The organism is Paenibacillus sp. cl123 (genome assembly GCF_900101595.1).
Classification (GTDB): domain Bacteria; phylum Bacillota; class Bacilli; order Paenibacillales; family NBRC-103111; genus Paenibacillus_G.
The window spans coordinates 24,323-48,271 of record NZ_FMYY01000017.1 but is presented as its reverse complement, the minus strand read 5'-3'; the positions used below and the strand labels follow the sequence as shown (position 1 = coordinate 48,271).

Here is a 23,949-nt window from a genome sequence, read left to right as displayed (position 1 = left end):
CGAGAACAGCCCAATGGCTGGCGAAAAAACAAAGAAAGCTCCGCGCTGCGGAGCTTTGCTTCACGAATCGATGCCGGGCTTCCGGCGACATTCATTTGAGGTGAAGGTTTCGTTATCGCTATTCACTGAACATACCTAGGTGTATCAACAACCGTTTCAAAACGACAGCCGCCTGTGCTCTTGTTGCCCTGTCTTCCGGGTTGAAGGCGCCCTGCTCGTCGCCTTCCATAATGGCGGCGGATGTAATACCGGTTATATCCGCCAATGCCCAGTCCGCTGCCTGCGTCAAGTCCGTGAACAAGCGGGACGATTGGCTTGGATCTACGATTGGAATCGGCTTATTGGCATAACCGGCCGCCCGCTTGAGGATGACAGCCAATTCCTGTCTGGTGATCCGGGCATCGGGCCGGAAGCTTCCGTCGGGATAGCCGTTCACCAGACCTGCAGCCGCGGCCGCTTTAACGGCTGACTCGTACCATTGTCCCTCGATATCCATGAACGATGCTTGGCCGGCAGTTGAGTTCAGGGCTAGCGCCCGCATCAGTAAGGCTGCAAACTCAGCGCGCGTGACAAGCTTGTCAGGTTCGAAGCTCAGCTCGGTTGTTCCCTGAACCAGCAGCTTGTTAGCCATGGTTTCTACAGCCGCCCGGCTCCAGTGGCCTTCGAGATCGGCAAAGCGCCTCTCCGTTTTCACCAAGGAATAAGCGCTGTTTCCTTTCCGGTACAAGTCGGCGAACACCTTTCCGTCCACGTTGCGAAATACCGTAGGCACCGGCAGCAGCTCGCCGGTTACCGAATCGACATAGACACCAGTCGTTTGACCGGGATCGACGTCGAAGCCAAGCTTGAAGGAGCGAGGGACATATGCGGCAAACTTAGTTAACGGGATGGATCGTCCGTCGGGCATGATTGCCGACACTTCGAACTCCACCGGAGCCATCAAAAGCTCAGAACCGATCTTGGCGGCGCTGCGCTCTGCCTGATCCTTTTGCCCGGGGGCTGCCTCAGCTACGGTGATTTTTACTTCCGCTTTAGCGGCATCGGCTCCCAATTGCGCGAGCAGCTCCGGTGAGGATAGCTCGCTAAGCGGCAGCGAGTAAGTCACATGGCCTGCTTGAAGCTCAATGACAGCGGCCGGATTTTGCTTGGCCCAGGATTGAAGCAACGCCAGAGGCGCTTGCACAGGACCGTCCGCAGGAATCACGAGGCGGCCGGATGCGACTTGACTCTTTCCGTCCTCATCGGTAATTTTCCGGGGCGTGCCTGGGTTATTCCCGGTGCCGGTACCATTACCGTTACCATTAGCGTTGCCGTTGCCATTGCCATTGCCATTGCCATTCCCATTCCCGTTCCCATTACCGTTGCCATTTCCGTTCCCGTTGCCGTTACCATTACCGGTGCCATTTCCATTATCGTCGTCCGGTGTTATTTGAACGCCGATCGCTTGGTTCACCTCATGTACCGTTGCATGTAACGCAGGATCAAGCGTCTTGACACGAACCAGCTTGATGCTCGCCGTTCCCTCAGCATTTGCTTTAAAGGTCAATTTGGCGAGAGTCCTCGATCCGTTTTCCCCGGCGACTTTCCCAAATTTCGTTGATCCGTAGAGCAGCGTATGGTCTTCCAGGTAGGAAGCCGGTGATCCGCCAGGCAGGTTGCCTTCTCCTCTAAGATAGGTTACGCCGGATGAAAGCTCGAATGTCAAATCATACGCGTACAATTGATGGAGGTTCACCCCTTCAATGGTCACAACAAAGCTGCCGCCTTCTTCCACGGAAGTTGACGATGACTTCATATGGAACGCTGTCTGCCCCTCAGCGGCATAAACCGGCATTCCTTGGAACGAATACGTGAGAACCAAAACAAGCATTAGGGCCGCTCTCCATATTACCGCTTTATTTATCATGTAGCCCTCCTCAAAATGATGAAATGGCAGGATGGTAAAGCGCTCCCTACAAGCAGATAAGGGAGCGCCTTATTTGTTCCTTACAGTTCGAAAATACGGCTGGCTACGAACGCCAGGTCTTCGATATCTACGGCGCCGTCTCCAGTAATGTCCGCTTTTTGGGCAGCATGCCAGTCGGAGCTGGAGGCAGTTTTACCGTAATACTTGGTTATTTCTCTGAAATCTTTTAAATTGAACGTTTGGTTATTGTCCATATCCCCCGTCGCAGCCGTAATCCGGTGAGACTCGAACTCCGCAATAGCTGCAGCCAGGTTCGTCTGCGCCGTTTCCACCTGTGTACGAGTCGCATCAGGCTGATTGAATACGGCCTTTGCAGCATCAATAGCTGAGGTTAATGCCAACTTCAAGCCTGCAAGCACGGAACTGAAGAAGGTGCCGGTTGCCGTCCCGGCTGCAGCCTGATCGCGGGTCAATTCTGCTTGGGCGATCAATGCGCCGAGCGCTTCCTTATTCGAGATGCTGACTTGCACCGTACTTCCGGTCAGAGGGATGAATTCATCAGCCCCCGTCAAGGCCGATGCGGCCGATGCTGTGAAGCTGGCTGCCCCTGCGGCAGCATCCGTTTTGGCCTGAAACTTGAGCGTCAGTAAGGGGGCGTCCGAAGGAAAAACGCCTTCTCCGATCTGTCCCGACAGGATACGAAGCGTACCGCTTGTTTCATTGTTGTTTACAATCGCCGCTTGCTGCTCATAATCATTCGAGTAGCCGGTATAGGCAAATTTGGCCGGATCATAGGACAGTGTAAGCTCAACACCTTCAACATTTGCAATCTTATCCAAAGCCAGCTTAACATCCAGAGGTTGTCCCGGACTAACCGAGCTTGCGCTTGGAATCAGCTTGACGGTACCCTCATCGGCTTCTCCGGTTTTGACCAAGCCGATCCAGTCCAAGTTCATCGGCCCCCTGACGTTCCACATCTTAAGCTCAACCTGGCCTGCAGGCAGCGTTGTGCCGGAGTGGACGGTCAATGCTCTCCAGAACGCCGGGGCCGTTCCCCAATCGGGTTCCGGCACCGGTTTGGCATTATAGGTCGTAGGCGCTTCCGCCGCGTAGAACTGGGAACCCAGTTGAATCAACCGCGTTGAAAGAGTCCCGGCCGGCAGATCCCAGCCCGCTACGTATTTCAAGACAATATCGTATTTACCGGCTTCAGGAACGTTTAATTTCCACGTAATATTTTGACCGGCTGCGGCCCAATTGCTGACTCCCAAGCCTCCTGACAACCATTCCCGAGTGTTGTATACGTTGAACGAACCGTCCTCGGTGCTGAAGAAGCTTTCTGCTTCCGCAAATACAGTCAATCCGTTCTTGATCGTATCGTAGTTCGCCGAAGCTTCTGCCGGTGTTAATCCGCCTGCTTCGGCGCTCCGCAGCTTCAAGGTACCGGTCACATTAGGCAAAACGATCTTGGCTTTCTCGCCCAAATAGATGACCGGCTTTGCCATGCTCACTTTATCGAAGAACAAGCCCGGCGGCGCTTCGAGCACTTCGTACAAGCCGGCGGCGTTCGGCAAGGTTCCCCAAGCAGCCGTTCCTCCGTGGCCGTCACCGTATGTAGATAACGTTACTGTGGAAGCTGCACCGTTAATCACAACCGGATAGGAGACGGGCGCCATAGGAGCAGGAGCCGGAATGTTGCTTAACAGCAGCTGGTGCTGACCAGGCTCCACATTCAGCGTTAAGGTGCTGCCGGCCGTATCCCAATGAACGCCGCGTGAATAAACGGCTTCCGTTACGTTGCCGCCCTTTGGCAAGCTGCGGTACTTTTCATCGAGAACGGTTGTAACACCCGCTTTATGCAAGCTGACTTGATTGTCCTTCATGCCGGTGATCGACAGCTCGTCGCCCGAAAGCGCGACCGTGGCCGGCTCCGCGCTGGCAATTTTCGTTACGCCATTCATCACCAGCTGCGTACCGCCGACCAAAAGGATGGAATCGCCTTTCACCGTCGCGGCAATACCATCAAATTGAATGGTTCCGGTATCGACAACACCGCTTTGCGCTGTCCGTACATAAACATCCGTTCCATCCGTAAAGTGCAGCTTCCGGTAAGTGCCATGATCCTCGGTGACAATTTCCTGAGGTGTAGTGCCCACCTGATAAGGCACATAGGTAGAGACAATCGTAGCAGCTTCCGTTTTTGGCGTTACAAATCCGCCATGCTGCCTTTTCACACCGTTGAATTGCTCGTGTCCATCAGGTTTTCCGGGCGGCCGTTCAATGCCGTCTGCATCCAGATATTTATCGGTTACCGGGATAGCGGTTAATCCGGGATAATAGAGCTTCACGTCCAAGGCCGCCTGATTTTTGACAATCGTTGCACGGCTATTCGCTTCGTCCAGGGTTAAGCTCTTATCGGCATGCAGCCAATATTCAAAGGTGGAGCCGCCTTGCTCGCGCGCGTCCAAATTATCGACGATCACAAAGGCGCCCGGTTTCACATAGATGACGCTCCGCTGGGCCAGATCCAGGCCAGGCTTGGTTGGATCGTTATACGCATTGTACGCCGTAGTAGCGTCTCCGACTGCCGCGTCGAAGTCTTTATTCGTTGCGAAGCCGGTAATTTGTCCGGAAGCGTTCCTATCATCTGGTAATTGACCTTTCTTGTTGTCATACGTAATGGCGTTTTTGGCGAATGTCTGCTTGTCGTACAGGATATTATGAGCGCTTGTGAAGCTGTCATAGAACCCTCCGTCAACGGTGAGGTCCTCACCGAAGGCTCTGATAATGATGGCATTCTGATCCGGGTGTCTGTGATTGAAGCTGCCGTAAGGGCTGGATTTGAAGAAAAGCGATATCCGCTTCGGATCGAACAAGCTGGAATGCATCATAACTTCGCCGATTTGATCGAAATATTTGGCAGTTGGCATTTCCACCGGAGGCCGTGCCGGTAAATTGGTATCTTCATATAAATAAGTCAGTTCGTTGACATATTCGTAAGGGTATAGCTGGGCATACCACTGCGCTACCTCATTTTGCGTCATCTGCGCATTGCGTGTCGAGCTGCCATGGACATAGACCCGTTCGATGCCGTAGGCGAATCTGCCCTCAATACTGTCCCCGAATTGTCCGGTTTGTTGACCGAAAGGCAAAGAATAGAACGGGTACAAATATTCATGGCGGTTGAACGCCTTATCATAAATGCTGAATCCCGTTGCGGCATAGAGGGAATCTACGAACCTCTTGTTACTATTGGTGGAGAATTGCCAGTAGCCGATGCCGTTGCCCCAGCCTCCGTCCTCGCCGCCCCAAGTAGGCGCCAGATTAATGTAGGTCGGGACGATCATATTGAACCACTCTTGCGCATCCTCCGAAACATTGGAACCATTGACCTCGATATCGTCATGAAGCAGTGCGATGGCAATTGTCCCCAGGAATCCGAACACGGTCCAGCCGTGCGAATTATGAGGTTTCTTGCTGATCGGATCCTGATCGTACAAGACATCGTTCGCAATGGTTGTCGCCCGGTCATGCACCATCCTTAATACGGTTTCCCGCTCTGACTGGCTGAGGGTATCGTACAACCAGTCATAAGCAGTTGCGCCTGTTAAAGCGATATCCCGATGAATCGCGTCATTGGCCTCATAGCTCGTCTCACCTGTTTTCGTGTTCCACGAAGCAAGATGCAGCAGCCTCCGTTTGGCGAAGTTCGCATAATCGGGATCTTGGGTGATTAAATAAATGAAGGCTGCGTCCATCATCGGATGCCTTACCGCATCCCTGACAGCTGCGGCTGTATCGGGATCCGTCGGTTCGGCTGGAAGCGCCTCCGGTCCTTTTGTTGGGTCCGCTTCGTCCTTCACTCGTTTCTCGATACGCGTTTTAATGGCATCGAATGTTTTTTTGCCGTCACTGTCTTTTCTGGCGCGGAATGCTTCCAGATTGTCCGGCGTAGTCAGCATACGCGGGTGCTCGGTAGGTACGGCGCTCAGCAGTTCCGAAACAGGCGGTACCACAAAGGGAACATTATCCGCGTCGATCCGGAACTTCAAGGCTTCGCTCCATACCGACCAGCCTTCAGGTTTATGATACCTGACCCTCCAGAAGTAAGACTGCGCGCCGGCAAAGGTCTGCGGAACACTATGATAATTGGGAGCTATGTCATTTTTCTCATAGACAATGGATTGGAATGAGCTGTCGGTTGCTACTTGCAGTTCATAAGCATCAGCGCCGTCTATGAATGGCCACCCGAAATCCGGCGGGTTTTGGGTGGATACAAGATGATTGCCGGGTTGAAAACGACGTGAATAGCTATCCTGCTTTGTCGGCCACACCAGTGAACCGTCAGATGGGGTTGTCGGGGTCGGATTAGAGCCGGGAATCTTTCCGCCGACCGTAAGACTTGCCTGATCGAAATAGACATCGGATGTCCCTGCGCCAGTTGAAGACAATTCGATCTGGATAGCGGTTGTCCCGGCCGGGGGCTCAGCTGTTAGCGTCAATGTCTCCCAGCTGCCGGTTCCGGTTGTTGGCGCTTCCAAGGATTGCTGGCCGAAGGATCCCATGAAATGCATAACCAAGTTTCCGCTGCCTGAAAGCGCCTTGGCTTTAACCGAAGCCTTGTAGGAGCGGCCGGAGACGATAGGTGTTGTCACACTCTTCACGCTGTAGGCATCCGAAGTGGAGTTATCCAAGATGTGCAGCGCCTTCGCGCCATGAACCGAATACGCGGCGTTCGTTACGGTAGTAATACTGGAAGGGATCCCACGATCGATAGCGGTCCAGTTGTTCGGACTGGAGCCTGTCTCCGCTTCAAAGCTTGGGTTGAGCAGCAATTCGGTCGTCTTAAACGAGGCATCGTCCAGGTAGGCCGTGCCCGTACCAAAACCACTCGGAACGACCAGGACTACTTGGATATTCACGACATCAGACGGCGGAGAATCGCTAACCTGAAGCGTTTGCCAATGTGTCCCGGTTCCGGAGGAATTTACGCCTTGCTGCGTCATGGGACCGTCAGCCCTGTAATACCGCACGATCATGGATATTCCGCCTTCTTCTACTCTGGCCTTTACGCTGGTGGTGATAGACGTGCCGGGCGAATAAGGGATCATTTTGCTATACAGGCCGGCGGCGGCCCCGGCAGCGCTGTTGTTATCCGTAAACTTGACGCTGCGCGTCCCTTCCGCAACCGGGTCTGTGACCGACTCGACGGAAACGCCAGCCGGACTGCCCTCCGCATACTTGGTCCAGCCTGTCGGCATACTGCCGGTCACCTGCTCAAACCCGGGATTTGTGAACAGCTCGGGTCCCAGGCTGGAGTTGTCGATGGCAGCGCTTACGAATTGGAAGGTAAATAAATTCAAAATTATGCTTAAACCCATTACGTAAACAACTGCAGCAGAAATTTTTCGTTTCCAATGACGATGAAACAATAGATTCGCCTCCCGTTTTTTTGTTCCAGTAGTAGAACGGTTGTAAGGGTTCACCTCCGGTCGATGTGATTCCTGTGCAGGTATGCTCGTGATGTACAGTTATTCTAATACCGTATTGACGGCTAATGGTATCACCATATTTTTAGATAGTTCACAAACTGTGCATAAACTAAAAAATAAGGTGAACTTCAATAAAATAGCTATGCCTTACAAATCGAGCAGGATTGGCTGCCAGCTCCCGTTCCAGACTCTCACCCTAGAGAGATGCCCATGCTGGGCTTACATGAACGAAGGACCGCCCGGCAATCTTTCCAGGCGGTCCACTTCAAGAAACAATTTTGGGATACGTTTTACAATAAAGACCTCTTATACGCCGTTAATCGTTCCGCCTATGTTCTGGTTATTTTCTTTAAACATGTACCCCCCGATCTCAACGTCCGGGCTATCGAACAAATTGAAAGACACCGAACCTTTAACGGCGGCAATGGCTATGCTTGGATTGGATTGAACCTTATACACCTTGTTATTGCGGAACAGAAATACTTCCGGCTTCAGGCTGCCGCTCGGAGCGCCGGTAGCAAGCGGGCCGGACAACGACAAAGTATTGTTTTCCATGACCAGACGTTTGACGTTTCGATTGTTCGTTGTGAGGAAGGCAAGGATGCCGCCGTATGTCGTCTGATTCGGAAACCATACGGTATTCCCCTCGAAGTTAAGGTCGTCGACCAGCGCGTCCACTGCGAGCGGCTGACATCCGAACTGTGCGGTATTTCCGTCGTTCTCCTGCATCACGTTATCCGTCACGTCGATTCGAATGAACTTCATCTTCTCCGCCTTCAGCAGCCTTGACCGGTTTGTGTAATTGCCGCGGATCTCGATGCGTTCCGTCTTATTGTTTGCGTGCCCTGTCACGTGGATAAGAGGCTCTCCGAGAGCAGCGGAATTATTTGTGTAGTCGCTGAACAGCCGGTTGTCGGTCACCAAAATCGTCTTGGTATCCAATTCCCTTAATCCACCGAGATCCGTTTCCAGCACGACTTGTACACGATCGACAGAATTTCCTGATATTTCTAGATGCTCTGAACATCCTCGAACGAGATTTAACACATACCCGGCTCCGTCGCTAACGAAAAGATTATTGCGCAATGCGATTTGGGTGGCATTGGTAACTAACGGCAGAAAACAGCCAACTGTTGACGTTCGCATGGTAACATGGTTATTCTCGAATATAATATTTTTGCCGGCAGAGGGATAAGAGGTGCTTTTGTTAACAACTTGACGTTGAACAGAAAACATGCACGCCCAACCATGCTTCGAACTCGTCGGTGTCACAAAGTGGTTATTCGTAATGAGAACCGTATCGTCAATCGACTGTCTGCGGATGTATGTAAAGATCGCGATTTGATGGACGAATCCCATCTCGAGGAAATTACCGCTGACGAGACCATCTCCGGTCAAATTATCGATGACGAATTTACTTTCATATTGCCAATCCGTTAAGGCAGGAGGCTGTTTGTAGATGTTGTCTCTAATGATGAACTGATCCGACAGCACACGGGTGAAATCATCGTTAATATGCCCTTCCACCTTCAACATGCTGCTGGCGCGTGTCACGTAATTGCCGGTAAATTCGCATCCGATACTGCCTCTGGAAAAATCGCAGGCTTGCAGGCCGATATTATCGAACGAATTGCATAAGAATCGGACGTTTTGGACGTTATTCGTTCCTAGGGGCTGGAACATAATATTCTCGAACACACATTCCTCTACCGTGATGTCTCTCGCCGGGACCATGGGTCCGGTAGGCGTTTTCGTTCCGAAGCCGAACCCGCACCAATAGTTCTTGACTTTGACCCTCCTTACGGTAATATTTTTAATTTCTTGGCTGGCATTAGCAAAATGCATGGCATTCGCAATGTTCGAACGGTAATCTCCGCCACGGTAAGAGAAGGATTTATAATCATTGGGGTTCCAATTCTTGGCATCAGCGAAACCCACCTCACCAGGATATTTAAGCTTGCGGTCAACGGGAGGAATGGTGTTCTGAACGGGAGGAAGGATGCTCGTATAATTGTCCATAGTAAAGTTTTCGAAAAGTATATCATTGCATTCTTCCAGCTTCCCGTAATTCGTGAACCCTAATCCGATGAGAATGGATTCTCCCATGCTCTCGCCTATGAAGCACAACCCGTTCTTGACATGTATGGTGCTTTTACCGGCAAATACATAGATCCCCTTCGGAACATATACGTTATAACCAGCCGACACAATCGCTTTCAGCTTGTTAAAATTGCTCGTTTCGCTGCCGCTCTCGCTGACCCAGAAGTCACGGGTCGTTCCAGCTAATGACGTAGGAAAATTCTCAAGCCCTGTCGGATATTGATTCGGCTCTTTCTTACCGTCAGCTCGAATACCAATCTGCTTGATGTTGATGGTCTTGTCATGTATAAGAGATACGCGCTTCCCGTCGGCGCATGCATACACGAACATATCATCCGCCGTTCCGGAATCGAGTACGTTCCAGTATGCGCCTCCTCCGTCTCCAGCCTTATAGAAGCCCTTCGTGTAAACGAACGTTCCCGGTTGCAAATTGCTAGCCGCCTGCAGCAGCGCCATCGTGTCGTAAGAGGTTACCGTATCATCCGTTACACTCGCATAAGCGGTTCCTCGGCTGCCTAATCCTGCCGCAAGTACGGCTCCAAGTCCTGCTGCCCCCATGGTGGCTACGAATTTTCTTCGGCTAACCGACTTCTTCTCTCGCCCATGTTCCATCTTCATTCCCCTTTCGAATTGTGAAATTTTGAAAATCTTAGCTGCTGCTATCTTACCGACCGGTTTTTAACCGCTGCATCACCTCCCTTCCCGTCCGGCGATCCCGCCGGACGGACCTACAAGAATCAATTCGCGCGCGTAACCTGAATAAGGATGGGCTGGCTTCTTGTCGCGCCTGAGCCATTGCTCAGCTCGACAACATATTCGTAGGTGCCCGCGGGCTTACCCTGTATGGTCGTTGAAGCGCTCTGAGCTTTCGGCGTGGCTGCCGTCAGCGTCTGCGTATCCACCAGTACTCCGTTTTCGTAAAGCTTATACTGGGTGCCGTTCGTTCCCCACCATAAGTTCATGGTCACGCTATAATTGCCGTCGCCGTCCCAATTGTTATGGGAGAGCACGGGTTTGGACGGTGCGGCTTGCGCCACTTTGACCGTATGCGCAGCGCTTCGGGTCGTACCGTATGCATTAATAAGCTCGGCATAATAGGTGTAAGTGCCATTCGCTTTACCGGCGATGTCGGTGACGGCCGTTTGCGCTTGCGGCGCATGGTCTGTGAGGATTTGCGTATCGATCAATGTGTCGTTTTCGTAAAGCTTATACTGCGTGCCGTTGTTCCCCCACCACATGTTCATGGTGATCCGATAGGAGCCGTCCTGCAGCCCCGTATCATGTCCGTTATCATCGGACAATACCGGAGTGCCTGGGACGCCGGTGCTTGGCGATATCGTGGCGTTAACTGTTAGGTGGTAGCTTTTCTTATGCAATCCATCCTGTGAGGCGACTTCAATCACAATGTTGTTGGCGCCATTAACAAGGGCGATGGGTCCGAACGGACTATGGCTTGAAGCCATCTTTCCGTTGATTTTCAGCGTTGCTCCGTTCTGCTCCGTTACAGCTGTTACGCGTATTTCTCGTATATTTGCTCCTGTATTGGTGCTGTAGGCGGTATCGTCCGGATCAAATCCCTCCAGCTTCTCATCGCCAACATAGATCGATCGAAGGTCGGCGATTTGGTTTTGTAAATTTCCGACCACAAAAGCTCTGGTCTGCAGGATGCTTAGTCCGTCCGCCCCGGCCTTTACCAGATAGACGCCATCAGCCGAACCGGGCTGCAGCTTGTGGGCTGCCGTAAAGCTTCCATCCGTTTGGCTGGCAACTTCTTGGATATATACCATGTTTCCGGATGGATCCGTCACGGATAGGCCGATGGTCTTGCCGCCGCCGGAAGAGATGCTGCCGGATATGTTTACTGTGTGTTCAGCCGGTTCATACACGACTTGTAAATTTTGAAATGCAGCGGCCAAGGTGATTGACGGACTGCATACGTAAGCCAGCACGATGAAAAAGAACAACGTCAGAAATCTTTTCACTTCGTATTACCTCCTTTTCATCAATTTGTTTTTATTCTCAGGTAAGGCGGATAGTATTCCCTATGCCTGGACACGAACTGAGCGACATTTGAAGCGGAATCATTACGGACAACAATCGTCACATACGGGTCCGCAGCCGCCGGATTGCTTTGATTGGCCGAAAGGATGGATTGAATCATACCGGTAATATCGATGCTGCTTTCCTTCCAAGCCTTGTCGACGGAAACACTCCCCAGAAGAGCTTCAGCTGCAGGTTTGTTATTCCAGGTTACACCGGTTTCGTTCCACGAATCGTTCTCAGCTCCATAAACGGATATGGTAACAGTCCCTGCAGACCACGTCTGAGCTCTGAAATTCAAGGTTGCCGCCGATACATTCCCTTTTACCTCTGAAATATCGAACTTCAGATAGGTTTCGTACTTATTGGCCGCTGCAAGCAAATAGGGATTCGCCGGAGTACTGTGATAGTTCGTATTCGGCGCTGTTGAAGATACATAAGCGTTATTAAAAGTTGTAATGACGCTCGTTCCCCCAACATTAACGCTATTGATCTTCACCTTATATTGCTTAACAGTCACTCCATCTTCTGCTGTCACTACTACAACTGCATAGCCAGGCAGTGATTGGGCTTGGGTTACTACGACGGATGCAAGAGCGTCTGCAGCAACTCCTGAAATTTTCGGTAGGGAAGTCAATTCCGGATGCCCGCTTGGCACATAATTATGAGTGTAGTTAAAAGTATTGCTTGTAAAGCCGGGAATGGTTGTATTCCCTACCTTCAGATCGCTCAAGGTGGCGTCTGTTCCTTTGATGTACTGAAGGTTGACGGTGTAGTTCAAGACCGTAACTCCATCTTCCGCTGTCACTCGAACTGTCGCCGCACCAGGAACGCCTGTCGGTTGTGTAATCTGGACAGTCGCATTAGGGTCGGTTGATGAAGCAGTTATTGTTGTAACAGGGTAACTAACCAAATCCTTGCCGGTCAGACCCGCTGTATAAGACGTAATGCCGCTTGAAAAGCCGGGAACCGTCGTGCCGTTGATCTTCAAATCCTTCAAGGTGGCGTTCGTTCCTAACTGAAAAAGAACATTCACGGTATATTGCTTTGTAGTGATCCCGTCCTCGGCGGTTACCGTAATCGTCGCCACACCAGGTACCAAGGTTGGCTGCGAAATCAGCATCGTTGCCTTTGGATGACTGGGTGTTGCGGTAAGGACAGGAATACGATTTGATCCTTGGGTAAAGGTATAGTCGGTAATATCGCCTGAAAAACCTGCTAAATCCGTTCCGTTTACCTTCAGCTCTTGAAGTGTGGCATCATGAGAGATGACATGATATTGGATTTGATACACCTTCTCCGTGACGCCCGTTCGATCCGTTACCGTAATGATGGCCTTCCCCTCTAAATCAGTCGGCTGCACGATTGCAACAGTCGCCGATGGGGAGTTCGCCTCAGCTGCTACCTGAGGAACGCCGGTAGCGGATACGGTCGTAGGATCAATCGTATAAGCCAAAATGTTCGGATCGAATCCTGCGAGCGGCACTCCGCCAATCAAAATACTTTTCAATGCTACGTCCTGTTGCGGGAAAGCAACCGAAGGAATGACCGGACGTTGCAGCTCATCCCACACAAATACATTCAAGAAACAATCGCTTGCATCAGACGGCACGCTCACAGCAACACTCAGAAGCTTCGTCTCGCCCGGCTGCAACGCGGCTTTGACAACTTGCAAATCCAACTGGGTATCATCTCTAAACAGTGGAGCTGCCAGCGTGACTTCTGCTGCAGCGTTGCCATTGTTCGTAACAGATACTTTGGCAAATGCTTCACTGTTTGGAGCCAGACTGCTAATTGGAGCCCCATTGGAATCGGTAAAGCTTATGTTGCCTGCCGATAATGCGGATGTTCCGCTTCCGACACTTGTACCGTAAATGGAGATTTCAGCCAAAGAATTCCAACGGCTAACCGTGTTGCCATGACCTATTACTTGAACATACCTTGCTTTTATATCCTGAAAATAAATGTTTTCCATCTTCCCCGTGTTCCCATTGTTCCGGCCGCTAAAAACCGTCGTCCAAGCAGACCCGTCGACAGAAACAAGCAGGTCAAAGATTTGCTGGCGTTCACTCCCTTTGTTCCATGCCGTACCAACGCCACTTACCGATTGTACAGAACCTAGATCAAACTTGATCCACTTATTATCTCCTTCTGCAGTCCAGTAGGTTGCCAGATCTCCATCCAGCGCTTTATTCCCTTCATTCCCCGGTGTTTCGCTGATTGCACTCACTGAAGCAACAGGAAGCAGTCCCGAATAAAGAGTAACTTCCGAAATCGAGTTATTTTGAATCAGCCCATATTTCGAAATATATCCGTGTCCGACAATTCGGACGTATCTTCCTATTACAGTGGAGAATACGGTTTCCTCTATCGCCGAAGAGGCGCCGCTGCTCTGTCCGCTATAGACCGTTGTCCAGTCCGATCCGTTTTCCGATATCTGAATATCATAGACGGCATTTCTCTCATCGCCCTTATACCATGCAATGCCGATTCGATTGATCGGCTTGACGCTTCCCAAATCATACCTGATCCAGGCATTGTCGCCATCGGATGACCATCTGGTCGCCGTATCGCCGTCGATGGTATTTTCTCCTGAATAAACCCCATCGCTTACCGTAATGCCGATAAGTCCGTAATTCGCTTGGGGCGTAATCGAGGTTATCGTTACAACCTGGAACTCCGCGTCCCATGTCGCTTTGCCCCATGTCGTAGCAGGTAGAGCGGCGAGCGGAATAAACAGCTTGCCACCTATGAGCAATGCCTCTTTATCCATCTCAGTTGTTACGCCGTTTACTTTGATCTGCTTGCTTCCGACCGTTATTTCAACGGTTCTAGCCAGCTTCTTTGCAACCAGTGTGCCGGAAGTCGCCTGTTCTTGAACCCTTGCGCCCAAAGCACCAAGCACATGCTCAGCGGGTAACATGATGGCACCATCAACGATCTGAGCCCGCTCATCATTGGGCAGCTGGGTACCATCCAGCTTGATGACAATTGTATTTTGCGCAGGTGGCGCAGGGATATTGGGAACCGGGAGTGGTTCAGGCAATGTCCTTACGTTATAGTGAGTTAGGGTGTATGCGCCTGGACTTCCTTGGAAGTACAATTCTCCTTTTTCCTGTGTGACCTCAATCTGCGTAGCCGCAGTCTCCCCAGCTTTCGTTACAGTCCAGTACCCCGGTGTCAAATCCGTCACCAGGTAGTACAAATTACGTTCACTCCCGCTGACCGTGAACGTTGCTGTATCGCTGATAGGCTGACTTTCTTTGCCGAATAGGACAACTCTGTTGGAAATTTTGGCTCCGACAAATTTGTCGCCGTTCACCTGCTCAACAGCGAGTGGCGCAGGACCGTTCACATTGTCCATGACCTGCATAACATTCAGGAACTCGTCTGTTTCAGTAAGCGTTTTCGGAGATATTTCTACCCGCCATGCCCCGAATTCGGGATTATTGGCCGAATCGTTAGTCGGGTTAGGATAATTTTTGCCGGCAACAAAAAACTCTTTTCCAGGCCCCCCTATCGGAAGGATGGATGCATTGTCACTTGTAGGCAGCAGTGACGTATTGACCAGCTTTCCATTGTAACCGCTATCATCCCTTGCAATGTTCACCGTATTTCCATCGATCTTAGGTTCTTTCTCACTATGCAGCAGCCATGTCTTCTTAAACTCGCGGTTTGTCGAAGTCAGTTTGTCATATACAAGCAAAGCCGCGGGATGCGTATGATCCTTCAGATTGAGAAATACCATGGAACGTTTGTAGTCCCCTACTTTGGAACTGTAGGCCTTCGTCAGATCTCCCTTGATAAAGGTATAGTCCGGTGTATTCGCGTCGGGGCCGAAGCTTTGGTGCAAGACCTCTGCCGTTTTGTAACCGTTAGCCGGATCCAGAAGAGCATCTAACGTATTCGGTTCAGCCAATCCGTTAGGTGTGCGCTGTCCCCCGTCATTCACGATTTCTTTTCCCCAATAATGAAACTTCTCGGAAGAATCGTAAACCAGCATGGAATTACTCGCTATTGTTCTTTTGTTGTAATTAATGTCAGAGTCGGAGCCGTAACCATCTTTGATCCCTTGGTATACGCCGGAGTCAATGGCGAGTCCTCCCTTGTAATAAAACTGAAAGCTTCCGGCATCCAAATGCTGGTGATTCGCAAAATACATCTCGCCGATATTCATCTGCGCAACGGCTGTAGAGGAATTAAGCCCGCCCTCCCATCCTGTTCTTGCCACCATAATCCCCATAGGGTCTCCGAAATACTTGGATAAAGGCAAAGACTTCTCGCTTGCGGACGGCAAACCGGGATCATCGAAAAGCACCATCCAGATATCGTCAATCAGACTGTTCGAGGTGCCATAGTTATATCTCTTGAGAAATTCACCTCTGAGAATATGGTCTTTATAGTAGCTGGAGGTAAGCATCATGGCCATGGTATCATTCGTCCAATATTGCCCTAGTTTGAAATAAGTGGAAAAACCATCTCCGTATCTTAACCTTTGACCGTCCGGACGTTGGGTATAAATATCTTGATAAGGCATTTTGGCCTGCTGCGGGCTGAATACATTTCCTTCGCCCATCCTGTCAAAGAGAAAGGTTGCAAACATATCCCACTGGAATCGGGACATTCCATACGACTCCCCTTGGCTGTTCCACTCCGCGGCATACATATAATTGCGCGAATCTATATATTGCTGGAAGAATCTACCCGCCGCGATTTCATAGATGTCGGGGCTTTCATTGTAAGCGGCTACACCGAAGGAAAGAATGTTCCGCATCAATTCGCTCTCAGCCCCGTGGCCCACAACAGCCCCTAACTTGGTCGACGGATAGCCCATTTCCATATTGATCGCAACTCTTTCCATGTTCTGTCTGAAATTAAGTCTTTGTGCATCGTTCATCAGGTCGTAGCACCAATCATAGACAATGGCGGCAGTCACGATCACTTCTCCCATGTCCCTGGGAGAACCACCTGCCGTATGCGAGGGGAAAACGACCGTATTAAAAAAGTTGTACATCACATCGACCGCTTTATGACCGGCAGCCGTGTCGCCATTCAACAAATATAAGAGCGCATTGGCTCTAACGACGGATGTGATTGTGGCGTTATAATTCGTCGTTACGTCTCCGGGCGGAGGTGGACTAAGCATGCCGGTCACATTTTGCGCACTGGTTAACAGCACCCTGTCCCAAACTTGTACTAACTCGCCTTTCGTCAAGTTTTCCTTGATCCGGGGAATATCGCTGCTTCGAACAAATAATCTCGGGTGCTCGGACGGAGGCGTTATTGTCGGTTGGATGTATGGATTTGGATATATATTTTCAGGCATGACTGCAGGATCTGTCCCGAGACCAGTTGGCGTATAAGCCGCGTTGCTTGTGACAACAAAACGGTCGAAACCCACTCCCGGATCCCGATATTTGATTCTCATCTCGTGAACGCCTTGAGTCAAAGAAACGGAACCTAGCTTGACCCACTTCCAACCCGCGCCAGCAGGAATGCTGTATTGCGTGTAAGTCCCTGCGCTGTCAAAAGTCAAAAAAGCATTAGCGGCTGAACCATTTGAAGTAAACACTCTAGCCCAAACCTGATACGCTCTGGCCGTGTTTACCGTAATGGAGTATTTCGCCTCGGGTGCGACAATCGCCTTAATAGGGCCGTCCACTCTAGGTTTTGTTGCAGGCACCATGATATAACTTCCGGATGCATCCGGCTTATCCGAATATACCTGCATGGGGGCTGCAACTGTACCGGCTTCGGCCTCGAAGATCTGGTCTGTTGACAATACGTCTGCTGCTTGTACCTTGTCTGAGCCGCCTAATCCGGTCAAGGACAATATTAGCGTAACCATCAAAGGAATAAGAAATAGCTTGCGGGCATTTTTTTTCATCATTTCACTCCCACTTCTCTGATTGTCCATACTTGTTCCCTTTGGTTTTCCCAGCCATGAGGATGAACAAAAAAAGACCCCTGAGGTACCATTACCTTAGTGGATTCCAGGGGTTGCTGGATACCGTAGGTTTTTATACTGCTGCACCATTTTTGCGAAAACTCAAAAAAAGATGAAAGAGTGATAAATTTGATGTTTTTGCACTTCCGCACGCTTTCTGAATACGATACTTCAACAGGACATTCTATGCCTTTTCCGCTTCTATCGGCTTGAACTGCCACATATGGATTTTGCCGCGGCCTCCGACCACCCAACGCTCCATCGTCCGCCAGCCGTCCAGCCGGCCATCCGCAGGTCCGTCGCTCGCTTCGCCTCCCCCTCCGCCGATCCTTGCCGTCTTCAGCGCCGCGTACTCTTCATCGCTCAGCCCGCTCCAGATCTCAACAAACAAATTCGGCTGCTCGGTCCCTTCATATACTTCCAATCGGGCATGCTCCTGTTTCAAAACAGCCGCCCATGTCAAATAATCAGTACGACTTGCAGCATCAATTCGATATTCGGCGAACACTATACCCATAAGTTTCACTCCCTAGACGTTTTTTTGTTTCCGGCGAAGCTTTATTTTGCTCAAGAAAATGATACACTACTAGTAATGGACTGCAAGTGACAATTGGCAGAAATATGCTTGACCAGGAGGTAAGTCCATGGATACCGGAACCCATCTCGTCATCGGGCTGGGCTTGGCAGGGCTCGCTTATATTGATCCTGTCGTCGCCGCAGACCCTGCAGTCGCCACGGCCGTCCTGATCGGGACCGTCGCCGGCTCTCAGGCGCCCGATGCGGATACGCTGCTCCGTCTGAAGAACAATGCCGTCTATATCAAAAATCACCGAGGCAAGTCCCATTCGTTGCCCGCGCTGCTCCTCTGGACGGCGCTCATCTCCGGCTTTCTTTGGCTCGTATTCGACGGCTTGCCGATGCTGCACGTCACGATGTGGGTACTTATCGCCGTAGCTTTTCATGTCTTTACCGACTTGTTCAACACCTATGGGACTCAAGCGCTCCGCCCCTTCTCAGAGAGGTGGGTGTCATGGAACATCATCCACATTTTCGACCCGTTCATGTTCCTGGCTCATGTGCTCGCCGTTTTTTTGTGGGCGGTTCACGTGCTTCCTCCGCAGACTATTTTCCCGATTCTGTATGGGATGATTGCCGTCTATTATGTATGGCGGTCCTGGGTGCATTACCGGCTCGAGTCCCGTCTGCACCTGCAGGACCCCGAGTATGAGGCGGGCGAACGGTACACCTTGATCCCGACGGTCCATCTGTACAACTGGCAGATCGTGAAGCGCCGGAAGGACGGATCGTACCGGCTGGGGGAATTCAGAAACAACCGGATTCAGTGGGTCGATCAGGTGCGGTGCGCCGCTCATCCCGCTGTAGAGGCGTCCAAGTCTCATCCGAACGTTGCTTCCTTCTTGTATTTCACCTCCTTCGCCTGCGCCGAGCTTAAGGAGCATCCGTGGGGCTATGAGGTTCGCTGGGCGGATGTACGCTACCGCCACCGGAAGCAATATCCGTTTGTCGCCGTGCTGAGGATGGACAAATCTTACGAGACGTTGGACTCCTATGTAGGATGGATGAACGATACCAAGCTGGAGAAGAAGCTTCGCGTCGATATGAACTGAACGTAGTGAACGGACCGCCGGCAAACGGGCGACACCGGAGCCCCCATGATGCAGGGACCGGAGGGGCATAAGGCGGAGATGCGCCAGGCACGACGGGCTGCGCAGCTCCGCTTCTTGCTGCGTCCTCGTCTGCTCCGTTGTCCTCTAGCTTTATGTTCCCCGGCAGGGAACATAAAAAGCTCAAGGAGCGGACTCCTTGAGCTCATAGTTCTTGCACGCAGTCAAGCAATTAGCGGGTTTGTCCTGCGATTGCTTGCTCGGCGATTTGCACCAGGCGACGAGTAATGTGACCGCCGATAGCGCCGGTATCACGAGTAGCCATGTACCCGTAATAACCGTCTTGAGGGATTTGAATGCCCAGTTCTTGAGCTACCTCATACTTCAATTGATCCAATGCCTGAGAAGCTTGTGGTACTACCAAAGCGTTGCTGCTGCGGGATTGTCCTGCACCCATGTTCAGCACTCCTTTCGATTGGATAATGTCTTTGATGTATTTGCAAGCTTGCGAACTTATTATGTGCCTGCTGGGACAAACTATACGCAACTTTTGAAAAATTTTTTTGAGTTTCAAACTTTACAAGGACAAGGGGTAATTAAGCGACTATGAACAAACCACTCGCACTCCTGTATGCCGTCCTCGGCACAGCGCTTCTCGCCGCCATCAGCTACTTCATGGCAGCGGGCCGGCCATGGATGGCCGTACTGGCCTCTATCGTCTCGCTCTTGTTCATCGGCTCCGGTTTTATTGTCAAAGCCAGACAGCGGAGAAAACGCGAGCAAACCGCAGGGCCGGACGACAAGTAACACCTGCCGCGCCTTGCCGAACTGAGTGTATGGCGGCAAAAAACAAGAGCTCATCCCATGGCTTACATGACGTATGCCAGGGATGAGCTCTTGGGTTTTACAGCAGGGCTCCTCCTCCTTCAGAGGACGATATAGCCCATCTTCGATTTGACTTCCTTCAAGGTGCGCTCGGCCTGCTCGCCGGCCCGCTCGCGTCCGTCACGGAGGATGCGGTGCAGCTCGCCCGATTCGCGGATATCTTTGTACGTCTGCTGTAGCGGCTCCAGCAGAGCGACCACCGCTTCGGCAAGTCCTTTCTTGAACGGGCCATAGCCCTGTCCGTCATACAGCTTCTCGATCTCGGCCACCGGCTGATCCGTGACGGCCGAATAAATGCTGAGCAGGTTGCTGACCTCCGGCTTGCCCGCCGGATCGAATCGGACCTCGCGGCCCGAGTCGGTCACCGCTCTGCTGATTTTTTTGCGGATCACGTCCGGCGCATCCAGCATAGCGATATAGCTGCCCGCATTCGGGCTGCTTTTGCTCATCTTCTTGGATGCATCGTCCAGCGACATGATGCGCGCTCCCACCTCCGGAATATACCCTTGAGGAATTTTGAAGGTATCGCCGTACCGGCCGTTGAAGCGGTGAGCCAGATCCCTCGTCAGCTCCAGATGCTGCTTCTGATCGTCCCCTACAGGCACCTGATCGGCGTTGTACAGCAGAATATCGGCCGCCATCAGCGAAGGATAGGTGAACAAGCCTGCTCCCACCGACTCTTTTCCCTCCGACTTGTCCTTGAACTGGGTCATCCGCTCCAGCTCGCCCATATACGTCATCGTCGTAAGCAGCCATCCGAGCTCCGCATGGGCGCTCACGCTCGACTGCAGGAAAACCGTAGCCTGCGCAGGATCGATCCCCGCCGCCAAATACAAGGCCGCCACCGACTCCGTCTGCTCCTTGAGCGCAGCAGGGTCCTGTGGAACGGTCACGGCATGAAGGTCGACGACCATGAAGTAACAATCATGCGTGTGCTGAAGCTTGACATAATTGCGCAGCGCGCCGATATAATTGCCCAAGGTCAGCTGACCGCTGGGCTGCATGCCGGATAATACTCTTAATTTCGTCATCGTGAAATACCTCCTATATGGTCTATATCCCGCCCATGTGTCTGCAGAACACAAAAAAGGCCTCTCCCCGCAAGGGACGAGAGACCGTGGTGCCACCCTAATTCGCCTGCCAACCGCCCCATCCGCCATAACGGAAGGAAGCCTGTTCGGCAAGCCTTATTGTCTCCTATAACGGGGAGTCAGCCGGAGAGGCATACTGGTCCACGCGCGTACGACGGATGTCATCCATCCCGGGCCCGGGATGCGCGGCCGTTCCACCTTCAGCTCAGGGGTCCATTCAGTCTGGCGCCGCCTGCCGGTTCGCACCACCCACCGGCTCTCTGACAAAGCGCGCTGCCGCTTACTTGTTCCCGTCATCGCTTATTTAGAAGAATTGTACCGGACAGTATTCCGGATGTCAATGCATCGTTGCTCTAACCATTATCCCCTTTTTCCAAAAAACTTGTCCTATATGCAACTCGTCCCGCATAATATATAATAATGATTACGTTTTACGAAAAGGAGAAACGGTATCGTGTCCATGACCGTCCAACGCTGGCTCACCAATATTTTGGCCGTCCTGTGTATTCTGATGCTTTTCCTCATCTTCACGCAGAAGCAGCAGCCCGACCTGTCGTGGATCAGCAGCGATGCGATGCAAAACTTCAAAACGATGTTCATCAGCATCGTTCTGGAGGCTTTGCCTTTCGTGCTGCTCGGCGTGGTCGTCTCCGCCCTGCTGCAGATGTTCGTCTCCGAGCAGGCCGTCAGACGCTGGATTCCGAAAAACCCCGTGCTCGGCGTATTGTTCGCCTGCGTCCTGGGGATCATCTTCCCTCTCTGTGAATGCGGGATGATTCCTGTCATACGCCGGCTCATTCTGAAAGGCATGCCCATCTACGTCGCTGTCGTTTTTATCCTGGCCGGTCCTATTATCAACCCGGTCGTCTACGCTTCGACCTTCATGGCTTTCCGCACCCGGCCCGAGATCGCCTATTCGCGTATGGCGCTGGCGTTCGTGGTAGCTGCGGCGGTGGGTCTGATCATCTACAAGCTGGTACGAACCAACCCGCTGCGCAGCCGGGCGGAAACAGCGCACGCGCACAACCATACTCATGCGCACGCGCACGTGCATGACCATACGCATGCGCACTCCCATGGGCACGGACATGGGCACAAGCATGGACTTGAGCCTATAAATGCGACAGGCGGCTCCCGGCCAAAAGCCCACGGCCACATGGCTGCCCAGGAGCACTCCCACAGCAGCCATTCGCATGCGGAGGGAGGATGGCGCGGACGTTCGTTTGCCGTGCTGAGCCATGCTTCCGACGAATTTTTCGACATGGGGAAATATTTGATATTCGGCGCTCTGCTGACGGCCTTGATTCAAACCTTCATGGCCCGCGACAGTCTGGTCGCCATCGGCGAAGGCACAGTCAGCTCACATCTGTTTATGATGGGCTTCGCTTATGTGCTGTCACTTTGCTCAACCTCGGACGCCTTCGTCGCCTCATCGTTCGCCACCACCTTCTCAGCGGGTTCCCTGCTGACATTCCTGGTGTTCGGCCCCATGCTGGACATGAAGAGCACCCTGATGCTGCTGTCCGCGTTCCGGGTGAAGTTCGTCCTGCTGCTCGCATCGCTGGTCCTTATCGTCACATTGCTTGGCTCGCTGCTCTTTGAACGTATCGTCTTCTTGTGAGGTGAAACCTTATGAATCCGCGCACGATCAGCCTTCATCATGCCATCAAAGCACTCATTCTGTTCGGCTTCGCCGGGTATATCGCTTACCTGGTGCAAACCGGCCGCATCATCCTGTACATCGCTCCGCGTATGACCGATTATGTGAAATGGTCGGCGCTCGGCCTGTACGCCACGGCCGCCTACCAGGCTTATCTGGCCGTCAAGACGCTGCGTACCCGGCATGAACCGGACTGCGGCTGCGGACATGATCATACGCCGTCCCGCTCTGTCTTCAAGCATACGGTCGTCTACGGGCTGTTTATTCTCCCTCTGCTGCTGGGCTTCATGCTGCCGGATTCGACGCTCGGGAGCAGTCTGGCCGCCAAGAAGGGAATGAATCTGAGCAGCGCCAGCTCGGTCAAAAAAGATCTCGCGGCTGCCGGCGGCTCCGCGGACTCCAGCCCTGCGCCGGCTCCGGAAAGCGGCGGAGCCGCGGCATCCGAAACGCAGACGGGCGAAGAGGCCCCGACAGGCAAGGGCGAGCAAGCTGCTCCGCCTGCAGCCGCGGCGGCGGGATCGCTTGACGAGCTGTTCCCGTCCGACAAATTCACCAAGCAGTACGCCGACTATGCGAAGAAGTTATACCCAAGTGAGACAATCAAAGTGTCGGAAGAATTTTTCATGGAGACGCTGACCTCCGTCGATCTGTATCTGGACCGCTTCGTCGGCAAAAAGCTGGAGCTGACCGGCTTCGTATACCGTCAGGAGGAGATGACCGATCGGCAATTCGTCATCGGACGTTTCTCCATCCAATGCTGCTCGGCAGATGCGGCGCCATTCGGAGTGCTGGCCGAATACGACCGTGCCAAGACGCTCGAAACCGACGAATGGGTCACCGTAACAGGCACTATCAAAAAGACCTCCTTCAATGACGCCGAAATCATGGTGCTTCAGGTGGAGAAGGTCGCCAAGGCCGAACCGGCCAAAACGCCTTATGTGTACCCGAACATGAACTTCGGCATGTAGAGAGACCGAACGCGGCTGCAATTGCGGCACGACAAGAAGAAGGGCTGGCCGGCAGAAGACCGGCTTCGCTTCGCCCGTCGGCGCCCGCTCACGCCATGGTTCCGTCGGCCGTTATCGAGCAAGGACCTCGCCCCTGCCTGACAGCGGGATCGAGGTCCTTGTTTTTGATATACTTGTTTTTGCTATTAGAGGGAACATACCTGCAATTTCTATCCGGACGGCAACGCCCGCCGCC

General features: G+C 52.2%; 12 protein-coding genes. 4 read left to right on the top strand and 8 right to left on the bottom strand.

The genetic code is table 11. From position 1 onward, the window contains the following. Positions 1–118: 118 nt before the first annotated feature. The 6 genes from BLR08_RS22065 to BLR08_RS22040 form a co-directional block, all read right to left on the bottom strand. Positions 119–1,870: an S-layer homology domain-containing protein gene (locus BLR08_RS22065; RefSeq protein ID WP_083537405.1), complete on the bottom strand. Its 1,752-nt coding sequence runs from the start codon at positions 1,868–1,870 to the stop codon at positions 119–121. Positions 1,871–1,986: 116 nt separating this feature from the next. Further along, on the bottom strand, positions 1,987–7,338 hold the full coding sequence (locus BLR08_RS22060; RefSeq protein WP_072334906.1) for a DUF4962 domain-containing protein: 5,352 nt from the start codon (positions 7,336–7,338) through the stop codon (positions 1,987–1,989). Between the two features lie 366 nt (positions 7,339–7,704). Beyond that, on the bottom strand, positions 7,705–10,110 hold the full coding sequence (locus BLR08_RS22055; RefSeq protein ID WP_143014430.1) for a hypothetical protein: 2,406 nt from the start codon (positions 10,108–10,110) through the stop codon (positions 7,705–7,707). 125 nt (positions 10,111–10,235) lie between these two features. Then, complete coding sequence (locus BLR08_RS32160) at positions 10,236–11,480, bottom strand: chitinase N-terminal domain-containing protein (protein ID WP_072334900.1); 1,245 nt, start codon at positions 11,478–11,480, stop codon at positions 10,236–10,238. Positions 11,481–11,500: 20 nt separating this feature from the next. Beyond that, entirely contained in the window at positions 11,501–17,428 is a 5,928-nt protein-coding gene (gene hepB / locus BLR08_RS22045) for a heparin/heparin-sulfate lyase HepB (RefSeq protein ID WP_072334897.1), read from the bottom strand. Positions 17,429–17,669: 241 nt separating this feature from the next. After that, the gene (locus tag BLR08_RS22040) at positions 17,670–18,002 is read right to left on the bottom strand and encodes a hypothetical protein (RefSeq protein WP_143014429.1); all 333 of its coding nucleotides are present in this window, start codon (positions 18,000–18,002) and stop codon (positions 17,670–17,672) included. A 127-nt stretch (positions 18,003–18,129) separates the two neighbouring features. Between BLR08_RS22040 and BLR08_RS22035 the strand changes: the two genes are divergently transcribed. Beyond that, complete coding sequence (locus BLR08_RS22035; RefSeq protein WP_072334890.1) at positions 18,130–19,113, top strand: metal-dependent hydrolase; 984 nt, start codon at positions 18,130–18,132, stop codon at positions 19,111–19,113. Positions 19,114–19,342: 229 nt separating this feature from the next. Here BLR08_RS22035 and BLR08_RS22030 read toward each other — a convergent pair whose 3' ends face one another. After that, positions 19,343–19,567: an alpha/beta-type small acid-soluble spore protein gene (locus BLR08_RS22030; RefSeq protein WP_072334884.1), complete on the bottom strand. Its 225-nt coding sequence runs from the start codon at positions 19,565–19,567 to the stop codon at positions 19,343–19,345. Positions 19,568–19,716: 149 nt separating this feature from the next. Here BLR08_RS22030 and BLR08_RS22025 point away from each other — a divergent pair, with 149 nt between their 5' ends. After that, positions 19,717–19,917: a DUF5325 family protein gene (locus tag BLR08_RS22025; protein WP_072334881.1), complete on the top strand. Its 201-nt coding sequence runs from the start codon at positions 19,717–19,719 to the stop codon at positions 19,915–19,917. Positions 19,918–20,036: 119 nt separating this feature from the next. On the opposite strand, the gene trpS is transcribed toward BLR08_RS22025, so the two are convergent. Next, positions 20,037–21,026 (bottom strand): tryptophan--tRNA ligase, encoded by a 990-nt coding sequence (trpS, locus tag BLR08_RS22020; RefSeq protein WP_072334878.1) that lies wholly within the window; start codon positions 21,024–21,026, stop codon positions 20,037–20,039. Positions 21,027–21,540: 514 nt separating this feature from the next. Between trpS and BLR08_RS22015 the strand changes: the two genes are divergently transcribed. Continuing rightward, the gene (locus tag BLR08_RS22015; protein ID WP_072334872.1) at positions 21,541–22,707 is read left to right on the top strand and encodes a permease; all 1,167 of its coding nucleotides are present in this window, start codon (positions 21,541–21,543) and stop codon (positions 22,705–22,707) included. A gap of 11 nt (positions 22,708–22,718) precedes the next feature. After that, positions 22,719–23,714, top strand: a complete 996-nt coding sequence (locus tag BLR08_RS22010; RefSeq protein ID WP_072334858.1) for a TIGR03943 family putative permease subunit — start codon at positions 22,719–22,721, stop codon at positions 23,712–23,714. Positions 23,715–23,949 lie beyond the last annotated feature (235 nt).

Excerpts from the sequence above, each read along its gene's own strand:
- BLR08_RS22065 (WP_083537405.1), bottom strand. The coding sequence starts at position 1,870 with ATGCTTGTTTTGGTTCTCACGTATTCGTTCCAAGGAATGCCGGTTTAT.
- BLR08_RS22055 (WP_143014430.1), bottom strand. The coding sequence starts at position 10,110 with ATGGAACATGGGCGAGAGAAGAAGTCGGTTAGCCGAAGAAAATTCGTA.
- hepB (WP_072334897.1), bottom strand. The coding sequence starts at position 17,428 with ATGATGAAAAAAAATGCCCGCAAGCTATTTCTTATTCCTTTGATGGTT.
- BLR08_RS22040 (WP_143014429.1), bottom strand. The coding sequence starts at position 18,002 with ATGGGTATAGTGTTCGCCGAATATCGAATTGATGCTGCAAGTCGTACT.
- BLR08_RS22035 (WP_072334890.1), top strand. The coding sequence starts at position 18,130 with ATGGATACCGGAACCCATCTCGTCATCGGGCTGGGCTTGGCAGGGCTC.
- BLR08_RS22030 (WP_072334884.1), bottom strand. The coding sequence starts at position 19,567 with ATGGGTGCAGGACAATCCCGCAGCAGCAACGCTTTGGTAGTACCACAA.
- BLR08_RS22025 (WP_072334881.1), top strand. The coding sequence starts at position 19,717 with ATGAACAAACCACTCGCACTCCTGTATGCCGTCCTCGGCACAGCGCTT.
- trpS (WP_072334878.1), bottom strand. The coding sequence starts at position 21,026 with ATGACGAAATTAAGAGTATTATCCGGCATGCAGCCCAGCGGTCAGCTG.
- BLR08_RS22010 (WP_072334858.1), top strand. The coding sequence starts at position 22,719 with ATGAATCCGCGCACGATCAGCCTTCATCATGCCATCAAAGCACTCATT.